Consider the following 16,046-nt stretch of genomic DNA (forward strand, 5'->3'; position numbering starts at 1 on the left):
TGCGAGAACAGTCCACTCGGATGTGTCCGGACCGATCTGCGGGGCGATCAGTACCTTCCACTTCGAGGGGTCGATGTTGTTCTTCCAGTAGGTCTTGTCCCACAGGTTGAACGGGTGCGGAAGCCAACTCGATTGGTACTCGCGGAGGAAGTTCCGGAACAGATACGAGCGAACCGCGGTCTTCGCGCGTTTGGCCTGGACGTCGGACTTCGGAAACTGAAACTCCAACGGTGCGAGCGTATTTGCCCATGCCAAGTTGTTCTTGACGTGCTCGATGTCTTCGAGACCGATCACTGTGACGCGTTCGTAGCCATCGTCAGCGTTGAACTCGACCTCGATATCGATGACCTTGTACCCGATGCGTTTCTCGGGGTTGTCGATCGGCTCGACATAGAAGTGAATGTCTTCTTCGACCGTGTTCTGATAGACGAGCCAGTCATTCCACGGATGGTCGCCAGGGAGAACGAACCGTCCTTCCTCGGTGTCGTTGATCATCTTGCCGAAGTCGACTTCTTCTTCTCCGACGATCTCGGTGATCAGCCGCCACTCTTTGTCGCACAGCCCGATTCGATCGCGCGCGTTGTGATCGCGTTCTTCCTTCTCGCGCCGAGCGGTGATCTTTTCCGAGACTGCACTGAGAACGCTCACCGGATCACCCCCACGGCTTCGAGTACTGGTCGATCAATTCGATGCGAATGTCGCCAGTGCCCTTGATCTTGAACTGAATCGGATAGATGGTTCGCGGCGGAATCGGATCCGTGAACGTGACACCGCGCATCGCTTCCGGCCACACGGCCGGCCCGTTTTCGACTTCGAGCGTTCGAACCTGCGGATCCGTGTACAGCTTCCAGTTCTGATTGAGCGCCGGCATCTTCACCATCCGCGATGTCGTGCCGTCTTGGATTTCCCAAGTCGATCCGGGCGTGCCGAGAATGATCGGCCACAACGGCCGGTCCGTCGGATTGGTGAGTTCGAAGATTCGCTGACCTGAGACGACTTGCTCGTCTTCGCGCATCCCCGCTTGCCATGCCGGATTGCAAGCGACTAACTCCATGTCGTGCTCCATGAAGTTGTTCACGTCGGGCGCGATCGACCACTCCGATGGAGGGTTCTTGCTCTTGCGGATATCGAGCCAGCGGTACGGGCCGCTGCCTTTACTCGCCGTGAAACGCCCGGCCCTCTCTGTCGACCAGCCGTCCCACCAAGCACTTTCGACTTCGTCGTGGATGTCCTCGTTTGCCCCTCGCGTACCGATGAGAAGTCCGACCTTGCGCTCGTCCTCGATCGTTTTACGGGGCGTCGAACCGATCTGCCACGCGCCCGATGACGTAACGAGTTCGGTCGGTGGCAAATACAGTCCCGATGCCTTGTCGAGAATCGCAACGTTCTCCGCGGCCTCCATGAACCCGTAGAGGTGCCACGGACGGCCGAGAATATCTATGTAGCCGAAATTCTTTGCCATGCGTGGCACCTCCTACGAATCGTTGTCACCGGCGCCGGGAACGGTGAGCGACAGTCCGCTGGCCACCGCCGGTTTGGGTCCGGCGCTGCCAGCGTTCGAACATCGAAAACATCTGCTCCTCGTCGAGCAGTCCGGTGAACGTGGGGGCATATGTCGTGCTCCCCCCACCGCGTTGGTTGCCGGATTCGAAGTCGTTCAGAACGTCTCCTCGGTCGAGAACCCCGACAAGACGGTTGAAGTCCTGCGTGGTCCGCGGCGACAGAACCCGCTCAGGCTCGAGAATCGCCTTGGGCATGAATCCCAAGCCCGATGCCTCACCGCCCTGATCGAACGCACTCAACTTCTTGAGCGTCCCTAGTGGGTCATTCCAGTCCGGCGTGAACGGAAGCTGAGTCATCGCTTCCGACAAGCTGATGGTCATCGTCGGTGGAGCAACGATTTCCGTCGCGGGAGTTGCACCCAACGGCTTCGGCTTCTTGAGTGGTTCCGTCGTGCGCGCACCGGTGGGTCCGGTGTTGTCTGCGAAGAACTTGTTCGGATCCGCAAGAAGTGAGTCCTGCAGTCCGAACGTCTCGAGTAGCCCGTTGGCCAAGATGCCGCCGAGGTCGGAACCGATCTCTGCGAACGTCTTCAGCCGAGACTTGTCGCCGGGCTTGTCCCCTTCCTCGAGCAACTTCTTCTGAGTCTCCGACAAGCGGTTACGCGCCGCATAGACGGCCATGTCGGCCTTCTCTTTGTCGATGCTCGTGGAATCCGCCTCGCCATACGCCCGGTCGCGTGCGATTTCAGCCTCGGTGACAGCGATCTCCGCATTGCGGAGCTCCATCGCCTCATCCGTCATCTCGCCCGGCAGATCCGGGGCAGGACCGTAGGACTTGGCACTGCCGGCACCCTCGCGCTTTGCTTCCAGGTCGATGACCCGTTGCTCTGCGCGCTGCACCCTGAGGTCAGCCTGTTGCCGGTCGGCATCAGACTTCTTCTCGTTGGCGTAGACCTTGTCTCGGGCCTCTTTGGCCTGCTGAATCGAGACACGAGCCGATTCAAGCGCCAGGTCGTCCTTCTCGGTCCACGTCGATTCGCCACTCGAATACTGATTGGCCGATGTGCCCGATCCCGGCGAGTATCCACCGGCGATCTTGTCGAGCGGCAGGTGAAACTTGTACGGGAACTGTCCGTCATTCGCACCAACGGCAGGCGCACCAATCCGTGCATCGCCATGTGAACCACCGGATTCGACAGGCTGGCCGTCGAGAGTCGCGGCCATATGCTCTTCCGAGACGCCCACATTGAACGGCGAGGCCGAGTTCAGCCCCTTCGCGAGACCTGCTGTCGCGCCGCCGATCAGGCTGTAGGTCGTGTAAATCCGACTGGTGGCCTTGCCGAATCCCATGAGGATCTGCTGCAGCCATCCGACGAATCCGGAACAGTCGAACCCGTCAGGGCCGACGCCACCCCACTTGTACTTGACCCCGGTGACGCTTCGCGCTGCGTCGACCGCAGTTCCGACGATGCCACCGGCGGCATGCCTCGGAAGAATCTTCTCCAGCCAAGGTTCATCTCTGTTAATTGCCCCGAGAACACGGTTCCATTTCTCGGAGGATTTCCCGTTGATGATCCATTCGCCCTTGTCAGCCCAAGTGGTAGGAACGCCATCAGCGCCGATTCCCAGGAACCCGTCGACCGTGTCAGTGCCCGGGCCGACCGTAGGTAGTCGCGATCCACCCGAGTTCTTCGGAAGCCGCGCACGACGATGGTTTCCAAAGACCCCGAACGGCAAAGGTGTCGACATCGGCGCCGCAACCTGCGGCGTGATCGTCAGGTTCTGCGCGAACTGATTCTTCAAGGCATTGAGGTTGTTCAACTTTGCCGTAGCCTCGTCGGCCTCAACCTGAATGAGCGTGTACTTGCTCGGAGGAATCAGGTTGAACTGAGCGATGAGGTCCATCACCGCTTGACGCGGAATCCCAGCCTTCTCCGCCTGCTCGATAAACGACTGCTGAACCGCCATGCCGGCATCGACAGCGGCCTGCGCCGCCTCCTCATGCGACTGCTTCTGCTTGATCCCGTTCGCGTAGGCCGAGTTTGCCGCCATATCTATCGCAGACTGCATATTCTTGGTCTCATTGCGCAGTCGCGATCCAGCTGCCGTCGCGGTGTCGATATCACCGGATGCCAGGACAACACTTGCGCCAGCTGTCGCAGCAGCCTCAGAGAATGAGCGCAAAGTATCGTTTACGAACTGCTGCGCGTCGCCGACCGAATTCTGCTCGCCGCGCTGACGAGCGAGAGCCGAGTTCATCGCGTCAATACCGGACGCCGCCGATACGGAGCCGTCATTGATGGCCTTCACGGCTGCTGAGAACTCGCCAGCTGGAGTCTTAAGCTCCTCCAGCGTCTTACGCTGTTTGTCGAAGATGTCGACCAGCGCCCCACCGCCTTCGGTGGTCTGCAGAATCTGATCCGTGAACGCCTTGTACGCATCCTTTGGCCCGGTGAGAACCTTCGCGATGTCGGACGTCGACATGTTCAGCTTGTCGAACGCTGCCGACGCATCTCGGCCCTTCTTGCCGAGATCCTCTGCAGTAGAGAACGACTTCATGGCTGTGCCGTCAATTCGGCCGTCGACAGAGTCCCAAACGGTGGCGATAGACGACCCGATGCCGCCCCAGATGCCCGGAGCGGAGTCGGCAAATTCCTTCTGTGCAGTCCGTGCCGAGTTGACCTGAGCCTCGACGACGCTCAGCACACCGGAATCGGCGATACCGTTGGACTTGTCGAAAGCGTTCTTCAGATCGTTGTTCGAATCACGAACGCTGACTGCATAGTCGGCATATGTCTTCTGAGAGTTCTTGATCTTGTCGTTGGCGCCAGAGAACTTCGATCCCATGTACATAACCGCGGCGCCGGCGGCCATGACGCCCGCTACAACCGGACCGCCCAGAAGGCCGACAGCACTGCCGAGTCCCGACTTGAGTCCATTCATTGCCGTCGTTCCCGCGCCTGCGACTCGCGCGCCCATCATCGCGGTAGAGGCAACCGCCTGACGCATGCCACCAACCAGAAGGCCCGATGATGCAGCCGCCGCCCGCTGGGCTACCGCGTACGCAACTAGCGATGACGTCGCGGAAGCTGTCGCTACAGCTGAGAGTCGGGTTGTGACGGCGAGTCTGGCACGGGAGGCCAAGCTTGCCTGTTCCGGAGGAAGAGTGCCGCCCAGCGTGACAATGTAGGCACGCATGGATACCGAGTGCGCATTCAGCGCTCGCGTCATCGCCATCTGCGATGCAATCGTCGCCGGAGTTTGGATTGCCGCCAGGAATCGGCCGATGTTACCGATTGCTGTGGTCGCCTTGRTGCTGATCAAAGCGCCCGCGAGCCCGACCACCGCAACCTGTGCGATCGTGGAATGATCAGCCAGGAAGCCCATCATCGAGCCGAGCATTTTGATTCCAGTTACAGCGACTGTCGCAGTGTCACCGCCAAGCCCAACAAGTGCCGTTGCCCCACCCGCCGCCGCCGAGCCCACGGACTTCAATGCCCCTGTGAGGGTGCTTGCCCCGGACTCGACCTTGCCCATCGCACCTGCAGCCTCGCCGCCGGTGCCCTTGACTACATCAAGGAATGCGGTGAACTTTTCCGCGGACGGTGACTTGACTACGCCCCAGAGCGCCTGTGCGCCTTCACGGATCCGGAACAAGACGTCGACTGCTTTGGAATCCTCGAGCTGTCCCCAGATTGGATTGGTGTAGTCGCCCTTGAAGAGGATGTCTTTGACGCCGATCGCGGTTTCGCGGATCTTGAACAGGACATCAACAGCCTTCGAGTCCTCGTCGAGGCCGAAGGTCATCCTGGACCCTGCAAACTCTCCCTTCGACAGGATGGACCAGACGCCCTTGATGCCGTCTACGACCTCGCGGGCCTTGACGCCGAAGCGTTCCATCTTCGTCGCCGGGCCCTCGATGGAGTCTCCCGACGACATGAATGCGCGACCCATGTCAGTCAGTCCTGCGGCAGCCTTCTCGGCGCCAGCCTTCAGGTGGGGTGTCACCTTGTCGGTGAACTCCATGACCTTTCCGAGGCCTGCCTTCATCATCGGCAGGAACGGCTCGATCACTGCAGCACCGGCGCGGCCGAGCGCGGCCTTCATGTTCGCGAATGAACCGCGAAGCGTTTTGCCGGATTCGAGCGCGGCGCCGCCGATGTTCTCCTGGATGACCTTGTTGAAGGTCTCGGCGTCGACCTTGCCTTCCTTGACCATCTTGGACAACTCTTCGGCAGTGACGCCGTACTCGTCCTGGAGCCACTGGAAGATCGGGATACCGCGGTCGGCAAGCTGATTCAGGTTGTCGGTGTACGCCTTGCCAGAGGTCTGGACCTTGTTGAAGATCGAGCCCATTTCCTCGAGTGAGGATCCGGCAATGGTTGCCGCGTCACCGGTGAGTGTGAGGTACTTCGTCAGTTCTTCGCCGGGCTTGATCCCTGCGGCGACTGCCGATGCTGCGATGCCGGCAGCATCGCCCAGACCGAAGGCGGTCCCCTTCACGGACGCCAAAGCGGAATCCATGATGGTGGTGACACCTTCGGCCGTGTGGCCGAGTCCGGCGAGCTTGCCCTTGGCGTCGTCGATTGCGACGACCCGGGCCATGCCCTGGGTCAGTGCCGTTCCGATGACACCGGCCGCGGCAGCTCCTGCACTGGCGGCACCGAACTTGAGTGTGGTGCCGATGCCACCGGCGATCTTGCTGCCCATCCCCTGGCCAGCCCGGTCAGCATTGGCCTGGGCACCGGTGAGCGCCTTGTCGATGCCGGGGATGACTTTGGAGGTCTCCGGGACGATCGACAGGTATCCAACGCCGAGTTCGGTTGCCACGGAGCACCTCCACTATTGAGTTGTCACACGGCCTCTGCCGCCTTCTGTGCGGCGAATTGGGCCTGACGTTTTTTGATCTCTGCGCGTGCATCTATGACGACGCCGGACTTCTTGGGCGGCTCGGGCCTACTTGCCGGATCTGAGACCAGGAGCTTGAAGAGCGCGTTCGTGCCGCGCGCGCCATCGGCGGCGAGAATGGCGATCATGTTCTCCGGCGTCCGGTAGATAGCGTCCGGATCCAGGTAGCGCGAGTAGGCCGACGACGCAGGCAAGTTCTCGATGATGCACGCCAGGTCCCACCAGGAGAGGGTGTCGCCCAAGTCTTCGAGCGACCGCCCTCTGTCCAGTAGGTCGGCCTGTATGGCCCCCTCAGCTTTCCTGTCTTCTAGGATTCTGAGGAGGCTTCCGATTCCCCCTCGGAGATCGGTACCTCCCCCGACCAGACCTGCCAGATCTCGTGCTGCTCCCCCATCGACAGTCCGTCGACGAGCGGCTTCAATTCGGGCTGCACGAGTCCGACTGTGAAGATCATCAGCTCGAGTGCGGTGACTTCATCGTCCTTGGACTTCTTGCGGTCGGCGTTCTCCTTTTCGAGCCACTTCTTGGACTCGAGGACAACAGCTTTCGGCCGGTAGTGCCACTTCGGCACGTTCAGAGTGTGAAGAATCGGTTCGGCGTTTTCGTCGGCCGGATCGACGGTCTCGAATTCGATCTTGAGCTTGGACTTCTCAGCGTGTGCGGAGGTAATACGATGGGTTGCCATGTTGCACCAGGCCTTTCGTTGTGTTTCTTATGGGAGATATGCGACCGGGCCTTTGAGGCCACCCGGCAAGGGCGGCCCGGTGCAGTGGGGTGTCAATCAACCCCTGCCGGGTGGGTTCAACGCCGTTACGGCGCGATGGCAGCGATCTGCCGTGCAATCTCGTCGTGAATCAGCTTGGGACTCACCAGACGCGACGTTGTGACTGTTCCTGCCTGCAATTCGGCGGCTGTCGCCAGCGCCGGCAAGGTGGGAATGGTCGGCTTGCCGGAAAGATCGCCGTACGCGCCAGAGAATGGCGCAGGCAGCTCGTCGATCGAATCGTGGGCACCCTTCACGCCCTCTTCGATGTGACGGAGTCGCGAAGCGGACAGTGGGGTGGACGGATCGTTGTCGGTCCAGGTCTGTTCGTCGTACGTCATCAGTTACCTCCTGGGAGTAGCGCCGTGCTCGGCAAGGTGGCTGGGCCCGGCACGGCGACTAAGGGGTCAGGACTCCGTCGTCGCGGTACTCGACCACGTTTCCGCCCTTGAGCTCGACCGAAGTCGGCGCGTAGGTCTTGATGGTCAGCGTGCGGCTCGTGACGTTGTTGTGAACGTCCTTCACTTCACCGACCGTGACAACCTGGCCGTTCTCGACGACGTAGCGCTTCGTCTTCTTTCCGGAGATCGCCTCGACGACAAAGGAACTGATCGGCAGCGGATCGGCAGTGTGGTAGATCGTCTTCTGCACACCATGCAGCGCGGTCGCAGGAGTCGTGATGACATTGGCATCACCGAACGAGGTCTTGAGCACTGCCACGAGATCGTCCTCGAGCAGCGTGATGGTGATCGTCTCGTCGTAGTTGGTCTGGACGTTGATGAACGTCTTACCACCGAACATCTTGATGTCGGTGTTGTCGCGAGTCTGGGCGACAGTCAGACCGTCCTCGCCCACGGCACCGTGATCGAGAAACAGCGGATCGAGCGCGGACAGTGCATCGGTGGGAAGTTCGGTTCCCACCGGAGCGCGGAAGAACACGCCTCCATCGATGGGAGGAGTGCCGACGAACGCGTTGTTGACATTGACAGTCATGATTTGCCCCTCTCAGGCATCGTTGCACCGGGCCAGAGGGTCGAGCGAAATCTGTTACAGCAAGCCGATGGTCAGCTCACCGGTGAATTGAAAACGGGCCGACGACGTGCCGGGATCGGGAAAATTGACGGGAAGTGAGGTCGCTTTGGATCCGTGAATGAACGCCCCGGCGAACCGCTGCCCCCGGCACTGTTTCAGGAGCCGACGCACCTTGTTCACCAACTGCTCGGCAGCCAATTCACTAGGGTCCCAACACTCGATCAGAAACCGCGCCGAATCAGTGGCGAAGGTTTCACTTCCACCGGCGATGCGAGAGACGCGGATCCGGCGAGCGCTCGGGTTTTCCGTGTCTCTCGGCGCCTTCGTTCCAACGTGCGTGGTGTCGCCCTCGGCAGCCAGTCCGGCTTTGAGCGCTGCGACCATGACCGCCTGTGACGGAGGGGCTTCGCCCCAGTTGTCGGCCATCATCCACTCCCGAATCGTCGGACCATCGTGTTGTTCGTAGCGTTGTCCATGCGAGCCGCCCACGTCTTCGGGTAGACGCTTGCGCGCCAGCGCTTCTGACCTTGCCTGGACGACCAGCCGTATCCGGCGCCGAACGATCCGGCGATGCGCGCCGCGGTCGATTCGACCAATGGTCGCGCGAGCACGCTGCGGATGTGAAAGAAGGCTTGTTCATTCGGTTCGAACTTCACCGTCCACCTCCACGAACTCGGCGAAGGCCCACACCTCGCGGTTATAAGCCTTGATCAGTGCGGTCTTCGTCTGGTCGGTGAAGACGAGGAGAATACCCTCTTCCACACTCACCGCGACCTCACCGAGAATGTCGACACCCTCGGCGTGGGTTACCTTCATCCGCTTGGCCATCAACCCTCGATTCTTCGTAGATTGACCGACACGAGACCGGGGCTCCAGATGCCATTGTCATTCGGATCCTCGGGCCAGCCGATCACTTCGAAGCGTTTGCCACTAACCATCACGTAGTCAGCAGGCTTGGCGCCCATGGACTGCGGCGCATACAGCTTCAAGTCGACGACCACACGATCGTGGCCGGCCAAGGCAGGCTCATCGGATCGCGGCGGCTCCCAGCCGAATACGCGAACCGTGACTGGCAAGGCGTGGCTGGCGATTTCGTTGCCCAACTCGTCTTCGCCAACTGCGACGTACGCGGCATGCTCCACAGAACGAGTCAGAGAGAATGTCACTGGGGATCATCCCCGAAGTACCACCGCGGCGAAGCGCCTCCCGGAAGGTCGAACAGAGCGCGCTGATCCTTGGTGAACACCAGCGTCGCCGAGGGGTTGAGCAAGGTAGCCGATTCCTGAAAACTTCCGGCAGCCAGCGAGTACGACGACTTCCCTCGGTGCTGCCCGGGAATCAGCGCATCGATCACCATGTCGATCGACACTTGCTTGGCGATCTCCAGCAGGTCGTCGCCTGCTTGTGCTCCACTGAAGTCGACGTGCTTTCGCAGCATGCGCTCGGCCATGTCCAGCAGTGCGGTCGTCCGCGCCTGTTGGATCGAATCGAGGGGGCCCCATTGCGCCGCAAGCTCGTCAGGTGTTGCGAATGCCATGAAGCCCCCTCATCTCACTGTGCGTCGAGCGCGTTGACTGCGGCGACGAGCTCGTCCTTGCTCATGTCCTCGACACCGTCGACACCCCGCCAGGCTGCGTACTCGACCCATTCAGGCTTCGGCGCCGCATTCTTCGGACGCTCGAGCTTGACGTCGACAACCGGTGGAGTGTCCGCGGTTGTCGCGCCAGGCTCCGCCGGAGTGGCAGGCTGTTCTACAGGCACTTCCGCCTCGGTCGAATGGTCAGGCTGTTCAGCGAGATCCGAGAGTGTCAGATCTGCGCCGAACGCCTCGACCTGCTCGCCGCGCTCGATCTCCGAATCGGGCAGATCGACAACGTCACCGAAGTAGGCGAACCGGCGCTTACCTTCGTGGTTGAGGTACTCCCATACCGCAACTCGTATCGTCTTCTCGGTCATGTCAGCCCGCCAATCCGGTGACCTTCTTGATGGAGTACGGGTTCGTAACTCCGAAGATCGGCTGGACGTAAGACTGGACCCAGTTCTTGCGCGTCTTCTCTTCTCGCCACGTCTCGGTCGTCAGACCGACTTCGTAGTCGAGGAAACCGACCTGCCCGCGCGCGACGGCGTAGGCGGTTCCGGCGGTCACGCGATTGGAATCGAAGATCTCGATCCCGGATGCCCGGAGGATGGCTTCGTAGTCCTCGCCGTAAGCGATGACCAGGTTCGCCTTCTCCTGCGGGTTCACGATCCACAGGTCGTAGACCACGCCGAGTTCCTCGCGGTCGGCGGCGAGCTGGACCTTGGCGAAGTCAGCGCCGGGGCGCTCCGCGTTGGGGGTCGGTGCGTTGCCCGAGAGGGTGATGTTCGACCAGTCGTGGCCAGGGACCACGCCCGCGCCGTTGAGACCGGCGATGGCGGACTCGAGAGTTGCGACTGCGCGCGCGTTGACCTTCCGCACAACCGTGTTGGCGAGCTGAGTCACCTGGTTGTCGAAGTACACGACGTCGTTTCGACTCTTCGCCTGGTCGGTGATGAAGAACTTGCCAYCCCAGTCTTCGGCCGATGCGGTCTTGGGGTCCTGGCGCTCGCCGCCGACGATCGGGTACTCGTTGCCGGCCGCACGCTGCTCGATGTCACGAGCGGTGTAGAGCTCGTTTGCCACGACCTGGTCGTAGATCACGGCTCCGGACGCGACAGAGACACCCGAGGACGAGAAGATCTTGTCCACGATGAACTTCTGAAGCGTGATGTCGGCGAGCCGCTTGGTGATGCGCTGCGGCTGCTTCAGGGCAGTGTCGACGGTGAGGACGCCGCCGACGAGGGTGGGCGCACCGAGCGGGTACGCCACGGGAGAGGGAGAAGGCATGATGCGTCCCCTTTCAGTAGAGGCTGATCTCAGCGTCGGCACCCGACGCTGCAGCGGTGACGGCGTAGCCCACGGCTACACCCGATGTCTTGGTGACTGCGACGCCGGCAGCGCCGACCTCCACCTCGGCGAAGGCGGCGATGGGTCCGGAGGCGGTCACGAAGGTGACGCGGTCCTTGCCTCGCTTGATTCCCACGAGATCGCCTGCCGCGGTGTCGCGGTCCGAGACGCCGCAGGTGCGACCGGCCGCCGTTGCGTGACCGACCGAGATGTTCCCGCCGTCACGATTGCCGACGATGGCGAGGAATCGCTTTCCGGTGACTGCAGTCTTGGCGCGGCCGGAGATATCAGCTCCGGGTTCGTACACGCCGATGTTTTCGTTCGCCATGATCAGGCCTCCTTTGGGGTAGATGCACCGAACCAGCCGAGTTCGGCGGTCTCGGTCGAGGCGGCAACGCTGTGGCCAACCTCGGACACCGGGATCAGTCCCGGCGCGAGCGCTGCGAGTGATGCAGCTACGCCTTCGGGATCGGCTTCGAGAGCCTTGAGCCAGTGATCCTTTCGAGCGGTCGGGATCTTGCCGGCGTGGATGGCTTCGGAAACCAACTTCTCGCGGTCGGCGTTCTCCTGGCGATCGAGCGCCTTGGCGCCTCGCTCGGCCATAGCTCGGGTCTCCTCGTATCCGCTGGCCTCGACCAGCACTAGTCCGTTCGCCTTGGCGACCTCGCTCAGCTTCGAGATCGACGCTGCGACTGGAGTGTTGGATTCCGACTCGTCCTCGGACTTGTCGGGGGCCGTCGCCTTGTCGAGCAACGCGTCGAAGAGCGTCTGCTCGGTTGCGGTGTCCGGGAGGTCGAGGGCCTCGCGGAGTTCCTTGATCTGCTCATCCGTGAATGCCACAGTCGAGCCTCCTTCTGTATCGGATGTGTTCGTGCCCGAGGTTGCGGCCACGGTCTTCTCTGGCACGTCGGCCCGAGAGGATTCCTTGTCGGCCCAGTGGGCCAGGGGTTCGCGGAGAACGGAGGAAGCGGCGACATACTCGCGCTTCACTTCCTGAGGCTCTCCCCACGTAATCTCTTCGCCTTCTACGACAAACGGCACCCGATGCAGGGTGCCGTCCTCGTCGTTGATCGCCACCACTTCGGGTGGGTCCACGAAGATGTCTTCGATCCACCACCAATTGTTTGCCGCGGGCCCGTTGTAGAACGAGCTCTGCAGCTCCGCCACAGTCACTGACGCAGCGACCACAACAGCGGAAGCGTGCGGTGATCCGTCTTTGGATACTGGCATCGTGAATGACTCCTTTCCGCTGGAAGTAGCCGCCACGCCGTACAGCCTGGCGACGTCGATGATGCTCCCGAGCGTCCCGACGCCAGGCGATGTGACACCCAGTAGCGCAACCGCTTCGAGAACGAATGGATGAGTTCTTCCGGTTTGGTCGGTGACGTTGTACCGGCCTTCGATCGAGCGATCCGGGTAGGCGGACGCCATGATGTCGCCGAGCCAACCAGGAAGGCCGCAGTAGTCCCCGACGAGCGTGGTCCCGTTGTCCTCGACGCGCAGATTGTCGATGTAGCCGATCGTCGGCTCACCGTCGAACCTCGGATCGGTATGGCCGAGCTTGAGAGTGGGGCGTCGGATGGCCGGCGAACTCAGCGCAGCGACTGCGGCGTAGAGATCTTCCGACGTTGGATTCCATGTGCCCGTCGAGATTTCCCAGGATCCGGCTTTGATCAGCTCGACGTTGGGGATAGTCACGAGAATTGCGCGGTCGGGCGTCAACAGATCGGTCATGTCGTCGACTCCTCAGCAGCCTTGGAGTTCGTCGGCAAGCCCAAGTTCTGCCGGACTGCGATCTTCAGCGCCTCGTCAGCCTCGAGAAGTCCGTTCTGTACCAGCAGCGCCAGAGATGCTGCGGTTGCGTCCTGACGAGAGCCGATCTCATCGAACACAATTCGCGGCGCCGCTTCGGATTCACCGAAGTTGATGTCGACCAGATCTTCGATGATGTGGGCATTCGCCGTGTTGGCGATGGATTCTGCGACCGTTTGCACGGACTGGACAAACATGTCTTCCTGGACGGACGCGAGAGCGAAACTGCCACCCTTGTCGAGGTTGAGGAAGTGGGCGAGCGCGGCGAGCGCAATCTGCTTGTCGTGATACTCGATCGCCTGCCCCATGTCCGGCAGGTTTCCGTTCACGCCGAGTAGCTGCATCGTCTGGCCTTCTGCGAGACCTACACCCGCGTGCAGACTTCCGCGGAAGCTCGACGCCAACTCCTGCATCTTGTCGACCTCGCCCTGATCGTTCGACGATGCGGTGCCGACCGGGACGCCCATGCCGTTGCGCTTGGCTGTGGCAGCTTGGATGCGCATGAATTCGTCTTTGAGAATCCAATGCTTGTAGGCCGGACGCAGCAATGAGGTACCGATCCATTCGCCCGGCTCCGGATCGCGCACGTATGCGACAAGTCGCGAGACGTCGATGACAAAACCGTCCGGCAACATCGATGCCACAGTCAGAGGTCCTGCCGGCGGGCTCTGCCTGATCGATTCGAGACCGCCATCGAGCGCGACATTGATCTTCGAGATCGTCTTCTGCGGACGCGGCGCGAGCTTGTGTAGCCAGGTCACGTCGTTCTCGTCGACGCGGTAAACCTGCTCGAAGAAACTGTGACCATACGGAAGCATGAGGAGCACTGTTTGCAGATGCTCCTGCCACGAGAACCTTCCACGCGATCGGGCCTTCGAATCCGGCTCGGTTCCCACGATCGGCAGCCCGAGGTTCTGGGCGATGAACTCGACCACCTTGGGGTCAGCGCCATTCGGATCGATCCGCCAAGCAGTCCGACGAATCAGCAAGCCAATCGCCTGAAGGACCGATGCGACTCGGCCGTCTTCCTTCATCATTCGCGAGTAGACGTGCACCGAGTCGGGCCACTGCAGTTCTGGGACCTTCTCGTCGTCGTCCCACTGATGCCAGTCATTGCCCTTGCCGTTGACGTAACCGACTTCAGCCATAGAGGGCATCGCTCGCTTGGTTTCGACCATTGTTCCCCCTTAGAAAGCAGCTGATAGAGCGTCGAATTCGTCGACCGAACGACTCGCTGACGGTGGCTTGAACGCAGGGTTGGCGGGCGGCGTCGATGCTCGGCTGCCGAATGTCAGCAATGCCCATCGCGCCAGACCCGCGGCGACCATCGGGGCGACGATCGTGTCGCCGCGCTTGTCGAGAGCCCAATCGCCCTGCGGCAAGAACCGTTTGACGGCACCCTCGACAGCGTCGTTGAGGACCGGTTGATCGCTGTGACTGAGAACCTTCGACTCGGCGTCGTCATACAGGCCGCCGCACATCTGCACCGCTTGATTGCCAGTCGTCTTGATCAGCTCGATGCCCGCGGTAAGCAAGAGCGGCTCGAGCACCTTCGCCGGCGAGTTCGCATCAGTGGCCAGCGCGCATGGATCCCACACTGTGACGATGTCGACCAGGAAGTCGACCACCTCCGCTTGAGCCGCCGATTGAAAGTAGCCGACTTCCACATGGATTCGACCTACGACAGTGCGCTGAGCGGCAGCGATCACCCACCACTTGCGGTCGAGTGTTCGGTCCATGCCGAGAGCGATCGGCCCGGTGAGTTCTGGACGTTCGTCGACGAGGTCGGTCCACATCAGTTCTGGAATCACAGACCACGTCGCCACCTCCTCCTCGGCCGGCCAGTCACCGCGCCCGAGCGCTTCGACGTCGAAACTCTTTCGGCCCTTCGGCGTCGAGAATCCGCGCATCAGCTTGCGGATCATCGGCGCCTTCTGAATCACGCCGTACGACGGGTTCGCATACTGCCAAGTCGCTTCTTCATCACGCGGCATCTCATCCGGCGCCATGAATTCGGCGAAGTAGAGCGCCTCTTCCTTGGCGAGTCCGCGCTTCCGAATCGCTGCGAGCACAGACCCGTTCGGGTGCTGCTCCGCATTCACAGCCGACGACGCGTAGATCGTCTGGGCATTCTTCGAAGCCATCTGCGTAAACGACAGTGCCGCGATCTCACCCTCAGTGAGGTTGTATGCCTCGTCGTAGACAACGAGGTCGACCTCATCGAATCCGCGGCCCGAGTCGTTCGATCGGGTACAAAAGACGATCTTCGCGCCGCTGTCGAGCTCGATGTAGCCCTTGCCCTGCGAGCAAGTGTTCTTGACTACCCGACTTTTCAACGACGGGCGCGATTTGATGATCGCCCACAACCGCTTGTACGCATCTTCGGCGGTCGGCCACAGCTGTGACGTGTAGATAATCCGCTCACCGAGCTTGAAGAGTCCGTAGAGCGCACGCAGAACCAAAATCAGCGACTTGCCATTCTGGCGCGGCACGATGATGCAGCAGTCGGGATGCGTCCACAGCCCATCTGGAGCCATCGAGAGGATTGCGTGCATCGCATCGCGCTGCCAGGGCATCTGAGTCTTGCGAACTCGGCTCGCAAGAAGGATCGCGCCGTCGCCTCGTTCGGTCGAGCCCTCGAAAACCGAGAGATTGTGCGGGATCTGGCGGCCGGTCAGTGTCGGAAAGTCGTCAAATACCGGCGAGATCGTCATCGTTATCTGGCTCCGATTCGACATCCTTGTGCCGGCGAATCTCCGTGAGCATCTGCCGGAGCACTGCAGCAAGTTGGCGCGCTTCCTGCAAACCGGAGTCGATCTTGATCTCCAGCACATCGCCGTCACCGCGAGTCGGCGCCAGATGGAACCACAGATCCTCGTCGCCAGAATTGAGGCGATGGAGAAGATCGAGGCGATCCTTGATCCGAGACGCTTCGAGAATCATGGCCGTGAGCCAATACGGATCAGAGTCGTCGTGAAGAGAGTCGTACAACCGGAGGCCGGCGCGGCACAGAGTGTCGGTTTCCTTGAATTGAACATCGATCTCGTCGATTCCGTCCACGCAGCTCACCCCCTATTGCACGCAGCGTTTCAGAGCCCTGTAA

At 61.2% G+C, this 16,046-nt stretch carries 19 protein-coding genes; all 19 read right to left on the bottom strand.

The window, feature by feature from the left end; translation table 11 throughout:
• Positions 1 to 648: Gp37-like protein (locus AC1D1Y_RS24615; protein ID WP_477684652.1), on the bottom strand; the 648-nt coding region annotated here is incomplete at its 3' end.
• Positions 649 to 652: 4 nt separating this feature from the next.
• Positions 653 to 1,462, bottom strand: coding sequence for a hypothetical protein (locus tag AC1D1Y_RS24620; protein ID WP_477684653.1), 810 nt, complete (start codon positions 1,460 to 1,462; stop codon positions 653 to 655).
• A 25-nt stretch (positions 1,463 to 1,487) separates the two neighbouring features.
• Entirely contained in the window at positions 1,488 to 6,332 is a 4,845-nt protein-coding gene (locus tag AC1D1Y_RS24625) for a tape measure protein (protein WP_477684654.1), read from the bottom strand.
• A gap of 23 nt (positions 6,333 to 6,355) precedes the next feature.
• Entirely contained in the window at positions 6,356 to 6,652 is a 297-nt protein-coding gene (locus tag AC1D1Y_RS24630) for a hypothetical protein (RefSeq protein WP_477684655.1), read from the bottom strand.
• Positions 6,653 to 6,717: 65 nt separating this feature from the next.
• Positions 6,718 to 7,095: a hypothetical protein gene (locus tag AC1D1Y_RS24635; RefSeq protein WP_350491290.1), complete on the bottom strand. Its 378-nt coding sequence runs from the start codon at positions 7,093 to 7,095 to the stop codon at positions 6,718 to 6,720.
• A 125-nt stretch (positions 7,096 to 7,220) separates the two neighbouring features.
• Complete coding sequence (locus tag AC1D1Y_RS24640) at positions 7,221 to 7,514, bottom strand: hypothetical protein (protein WP_477684656.1); 294 nt, start codon at positions 7,512 to 7,514, stop codon at positions 7,221 to 7,223.
• A gap of 58 nt (positions 7,515 to 7,572) precedes the next feature.
• The gene (locus tag AC1D1Y_RS24645; protein ID WP_219466110.1) at positions 7,573 to 8,166 is read right to left on the bottom strand and encodes a hypothetical protein; all 594 of its coding nucleotides are present in this window, start codon (positions 8,164 to 8,166) and stop codon (positions 7,573 to 7,575) included.
• Between the two features lie 54 nt (positions 8,167 to 8,220).
• Complete coding sequence (locus tag AC1D1Y_RS24650) at positions 8,221 to 8,631, bottom strand: hypothetical protein (protein ID WP_477684657.1); 411 nt, start codon at positions 8,629 to 8,631, stop codon at positions 8,221 to 8,223.
• Positions 8,631 to 8,861 carry a hypothetical protein gene (locus AC1D1Y_RS24655; protein ID WP_143538653.1) on the bottom strand — a complete coding sequence of 77 codons (231 nt, stop codon included), beginning with the start codon at positions 8,859 to 8,861 and terminating at the stop codon, positions 8,631 to 8,633. Before AC1D1Y_RS24655 ends, AC1D1Y_RS24650 begins: the two co-directional genes overlap by 1 nt.
• The gene (locus AC1D1Y_RS24660) at positions 8,842 to 9,033 is read right to left on the bottom strand and encodes a hypothetical protein (protein WP_477684658.1); all 192 of its coding nucleotides are present in this window, start codon (positions 9,031 to 9,033) and stop codon (positions 8,842 to 8,844) included. Before AC1D1Y_RS24660 ends, AC1D1Y_RS24655 begins: the two co-directional genes overlap by 20 nt.
• A complete protein-coding gene (locus AC1D1Y_RS24665; RefSeq protein WP_477684659.1) occupies positions 9,033 to 9,371 on the bottom strand; it encodes a hypothetical protein in 339 nt (112 codons plus the stop codon). The genes AC1D1Y_RS24660 and AC1D1Y_RS24665 overlap by 1 nt, the downstream gene beginning before the upstream one ends.
• The gene (locus tag AC1D1Y_RS24670) at positions 9,368 to 9,742 is read right to left on the bottom strand and encodes a hypothetical protein (RefSeq protein WP_477684660.1); all 375 of its coding nucleotides are present in this window, start codon (positions 9,740 to 9,742) and stop codon (positions 9,368 to 9,370) included. Before AC1D1Y_RS24670 ends, AC1D1Y_RS24665 begins: the two co-directional genes overlap by 4 nt.
• Positions 9,743 to 9,756: 14 nt before the next feature.
• Positions 9,757 to 10,161, bottom strand: coding sequence for a hypothetical protein (locus tag AC1D1Y_RS24675; RefSeq protein WP_477684661.1), 405 nt, complete (start codon positions 10,159 to 10,161; stop codon positions 9,757 to 9,759).
• A 1-nt stretch (position 10,162) separates the two neighbouring features.
• Positions 10,163 to 11,071 carry a major capsid protein gene (locus tag AC1D1Y_RS24680; protein ID WP_477684662.1) on the bottom strand — a complete coding sequence of 303 codons (909 nt, stop codon included), beginning with the start codon at positions 11,069 to 11,071 and terminating at the stop codon, positions 10,163 to 10,165.
• Positions 11,072 to 11,084: 13 nt separating this feature from the next.
• Positions 11,085 to 11,459 (bottom strand): capsid cement protein, encoded by a 375-nt coding sequence (locus AC1D1Y_RS24685; RefSeq protein ID WP_256082706.1) that lies wholly within the window; start codon positions 11,457 to 11,459, stop codon positions 11,085 to 11,087.
• A 2-nt stretch (positions 11,460 to 11,461) separates the two neighbouring features.
• Positions 11,462 to 12,865: a phage protease gene (locus AC1D1Y_RS24690; protein WP_477684663.1), complete on the bottom strand. Its 1,404-nt coding sequence runs from the start codon at positions 12,863 to 12,865 to the stop codon at positions 11,462 to 11,464.
• Complete coding sequence (locus tag AC1D1Y_RS24695; RefSeq protein ID WP_477684664.1) at positions 12,862 to 14,121, bottom strand: phage portal protein family protein; 1,260 nt, start codon at positions 14,119 to 14,121, stop codon at positions 12,862 to 12,864. The genes AC1D1Y_RS24690 and AC1D1Y_RS24695 overlap by 4 nt, the downstream gene beginning before the upstream one ends.
• Before the next feature lie 9 nt (positions 14,122 to 14,130).
• Positions 14,131 to 15,657 carry a hypothetical protein gene (locus AC1D1Y_RS24700; protein ID WP_477684665.1) on the bottom strand — a complete coding sequence of 509 codons (1,527 nt, stop codon included), beginning with the start codon at positions 15,655 to 15,657 and terminating at the stop codon, positions 14,131 to 14,133.
• Complete coding sequence (locus tag AC1D1Y_RS24705) at positions 15,635 to 16,003, bottom strand: hypothetical protein (protein ID WP_477684666.1); 369 nt, start codon at positions 16,001 to 16,003, stop codon at positions 15,635 to 15,637. Before AC1D1Y_RS24705 ends, AC1D1Y_RS24700 begins: the two co-directional genes overlap by 23 nt.
• Positions 16,004 to 16,046 lie beyond the last annotated feature (43 nt).

This window comes from Polaromonas sp. P1_G1 (assembly GCF_056405595.1).

What these genes read in the sequence shown, in the direction of transcription:
- AC1D1Y_RS24620 (WP_477684653.1), bottom strand. Translation starts at nt 1,462, where the DNA reads ATGGCAAAGAATTTCGGCTACATAGATATTCTCGGCCGTCCGTGGCAC.
- AC1D1Y_RS24640 (WP_477684656.1), bottom strand. Translation starts at nt 7,514, where the DNA reads ATGACGTACGACGAACAGACCTGGACCGACAACGATCCGTCCACCCCA.
- AC1D1Y_RS24670 (WP_477684660.1), bottom strand. Translation starts at nt 9,742, where the DNA reads ATGGCATTCGCAACACCTGACGAGCTTGCGGCGCAATGGGGCCCCCTC.
- AC1D1Y_RS24675 (WP_477684661.1), bottom strand. Translation starts at nt 10,161, where the DNA reads ATGACCGAGAAGACGATACGAGTTGCGGTATGGGAGTACCTCAACCAC.
- AC1D1Y_RS24635 (WP_350491290.1), bottom strand. Translation starts at nt 7,095, where the DNA reads ATGGCAACCCATCGTATTACCTCCGCACACGCTGAGAAGTCCAAGCTC.
- AC1D1Y_RS24700 (WP_477684665.1), bottom strand. Translation starts at nt 15,657, where the DNA reads ATGACGATCTCGCCGGTATTTGACGACTTTCCGACACTGACCGGCCGC.
- AC1D1Y_RS24695 (WP_477684664.1), bottom strand. Translation starts at nt 14,121, where the DNA reads ATGGTCGAAACCAAGCGAGCGATGCCCTCTATGGCTGAAGTCGGTTAC.
- AC1D1Y_RS24660 (WP_477684658.1), bottom strand. Translation starts at nt 9,033, where the DNA reads ATGGCCAAGCGGATGAAGGTAACCCACGCCGAGGGTGTCGACATTCTC.
- AC1D1Y_RS24685 (WP_256082706.1), bottom strand. Translation starts at nt 11,459, where the DNA reads ATGGCGAACGAAAACATCGGCGTGTACGAACCCGGAGCTGATATCTCC.
- AC1D1Y_RS24690 (WP_477684663.1), bottom strand. Translation starts at nt 12,865, where the DNA reads ATGACCGATCTGTTGACGCCCGACCGCGCAATTCTCGTGACTATCCCC.
- AC1D1Y_RS24645 (WP_219466110.1), bottom strand. Translation starts at nt 8,166, where the DNA reads ATGACTGTCAATGTCAACAACGCGTTCGTCGGCACTCCTCCCATCGAT.
- AC1D1Y_RS24650 (WP_477684657.1), bottom strand. Translation starts at nt 8,631, where the DNA reads ATGGCCGACAACTGGGGCGAAGCCCCTCCGTCACAGGCGGTCATGGTC.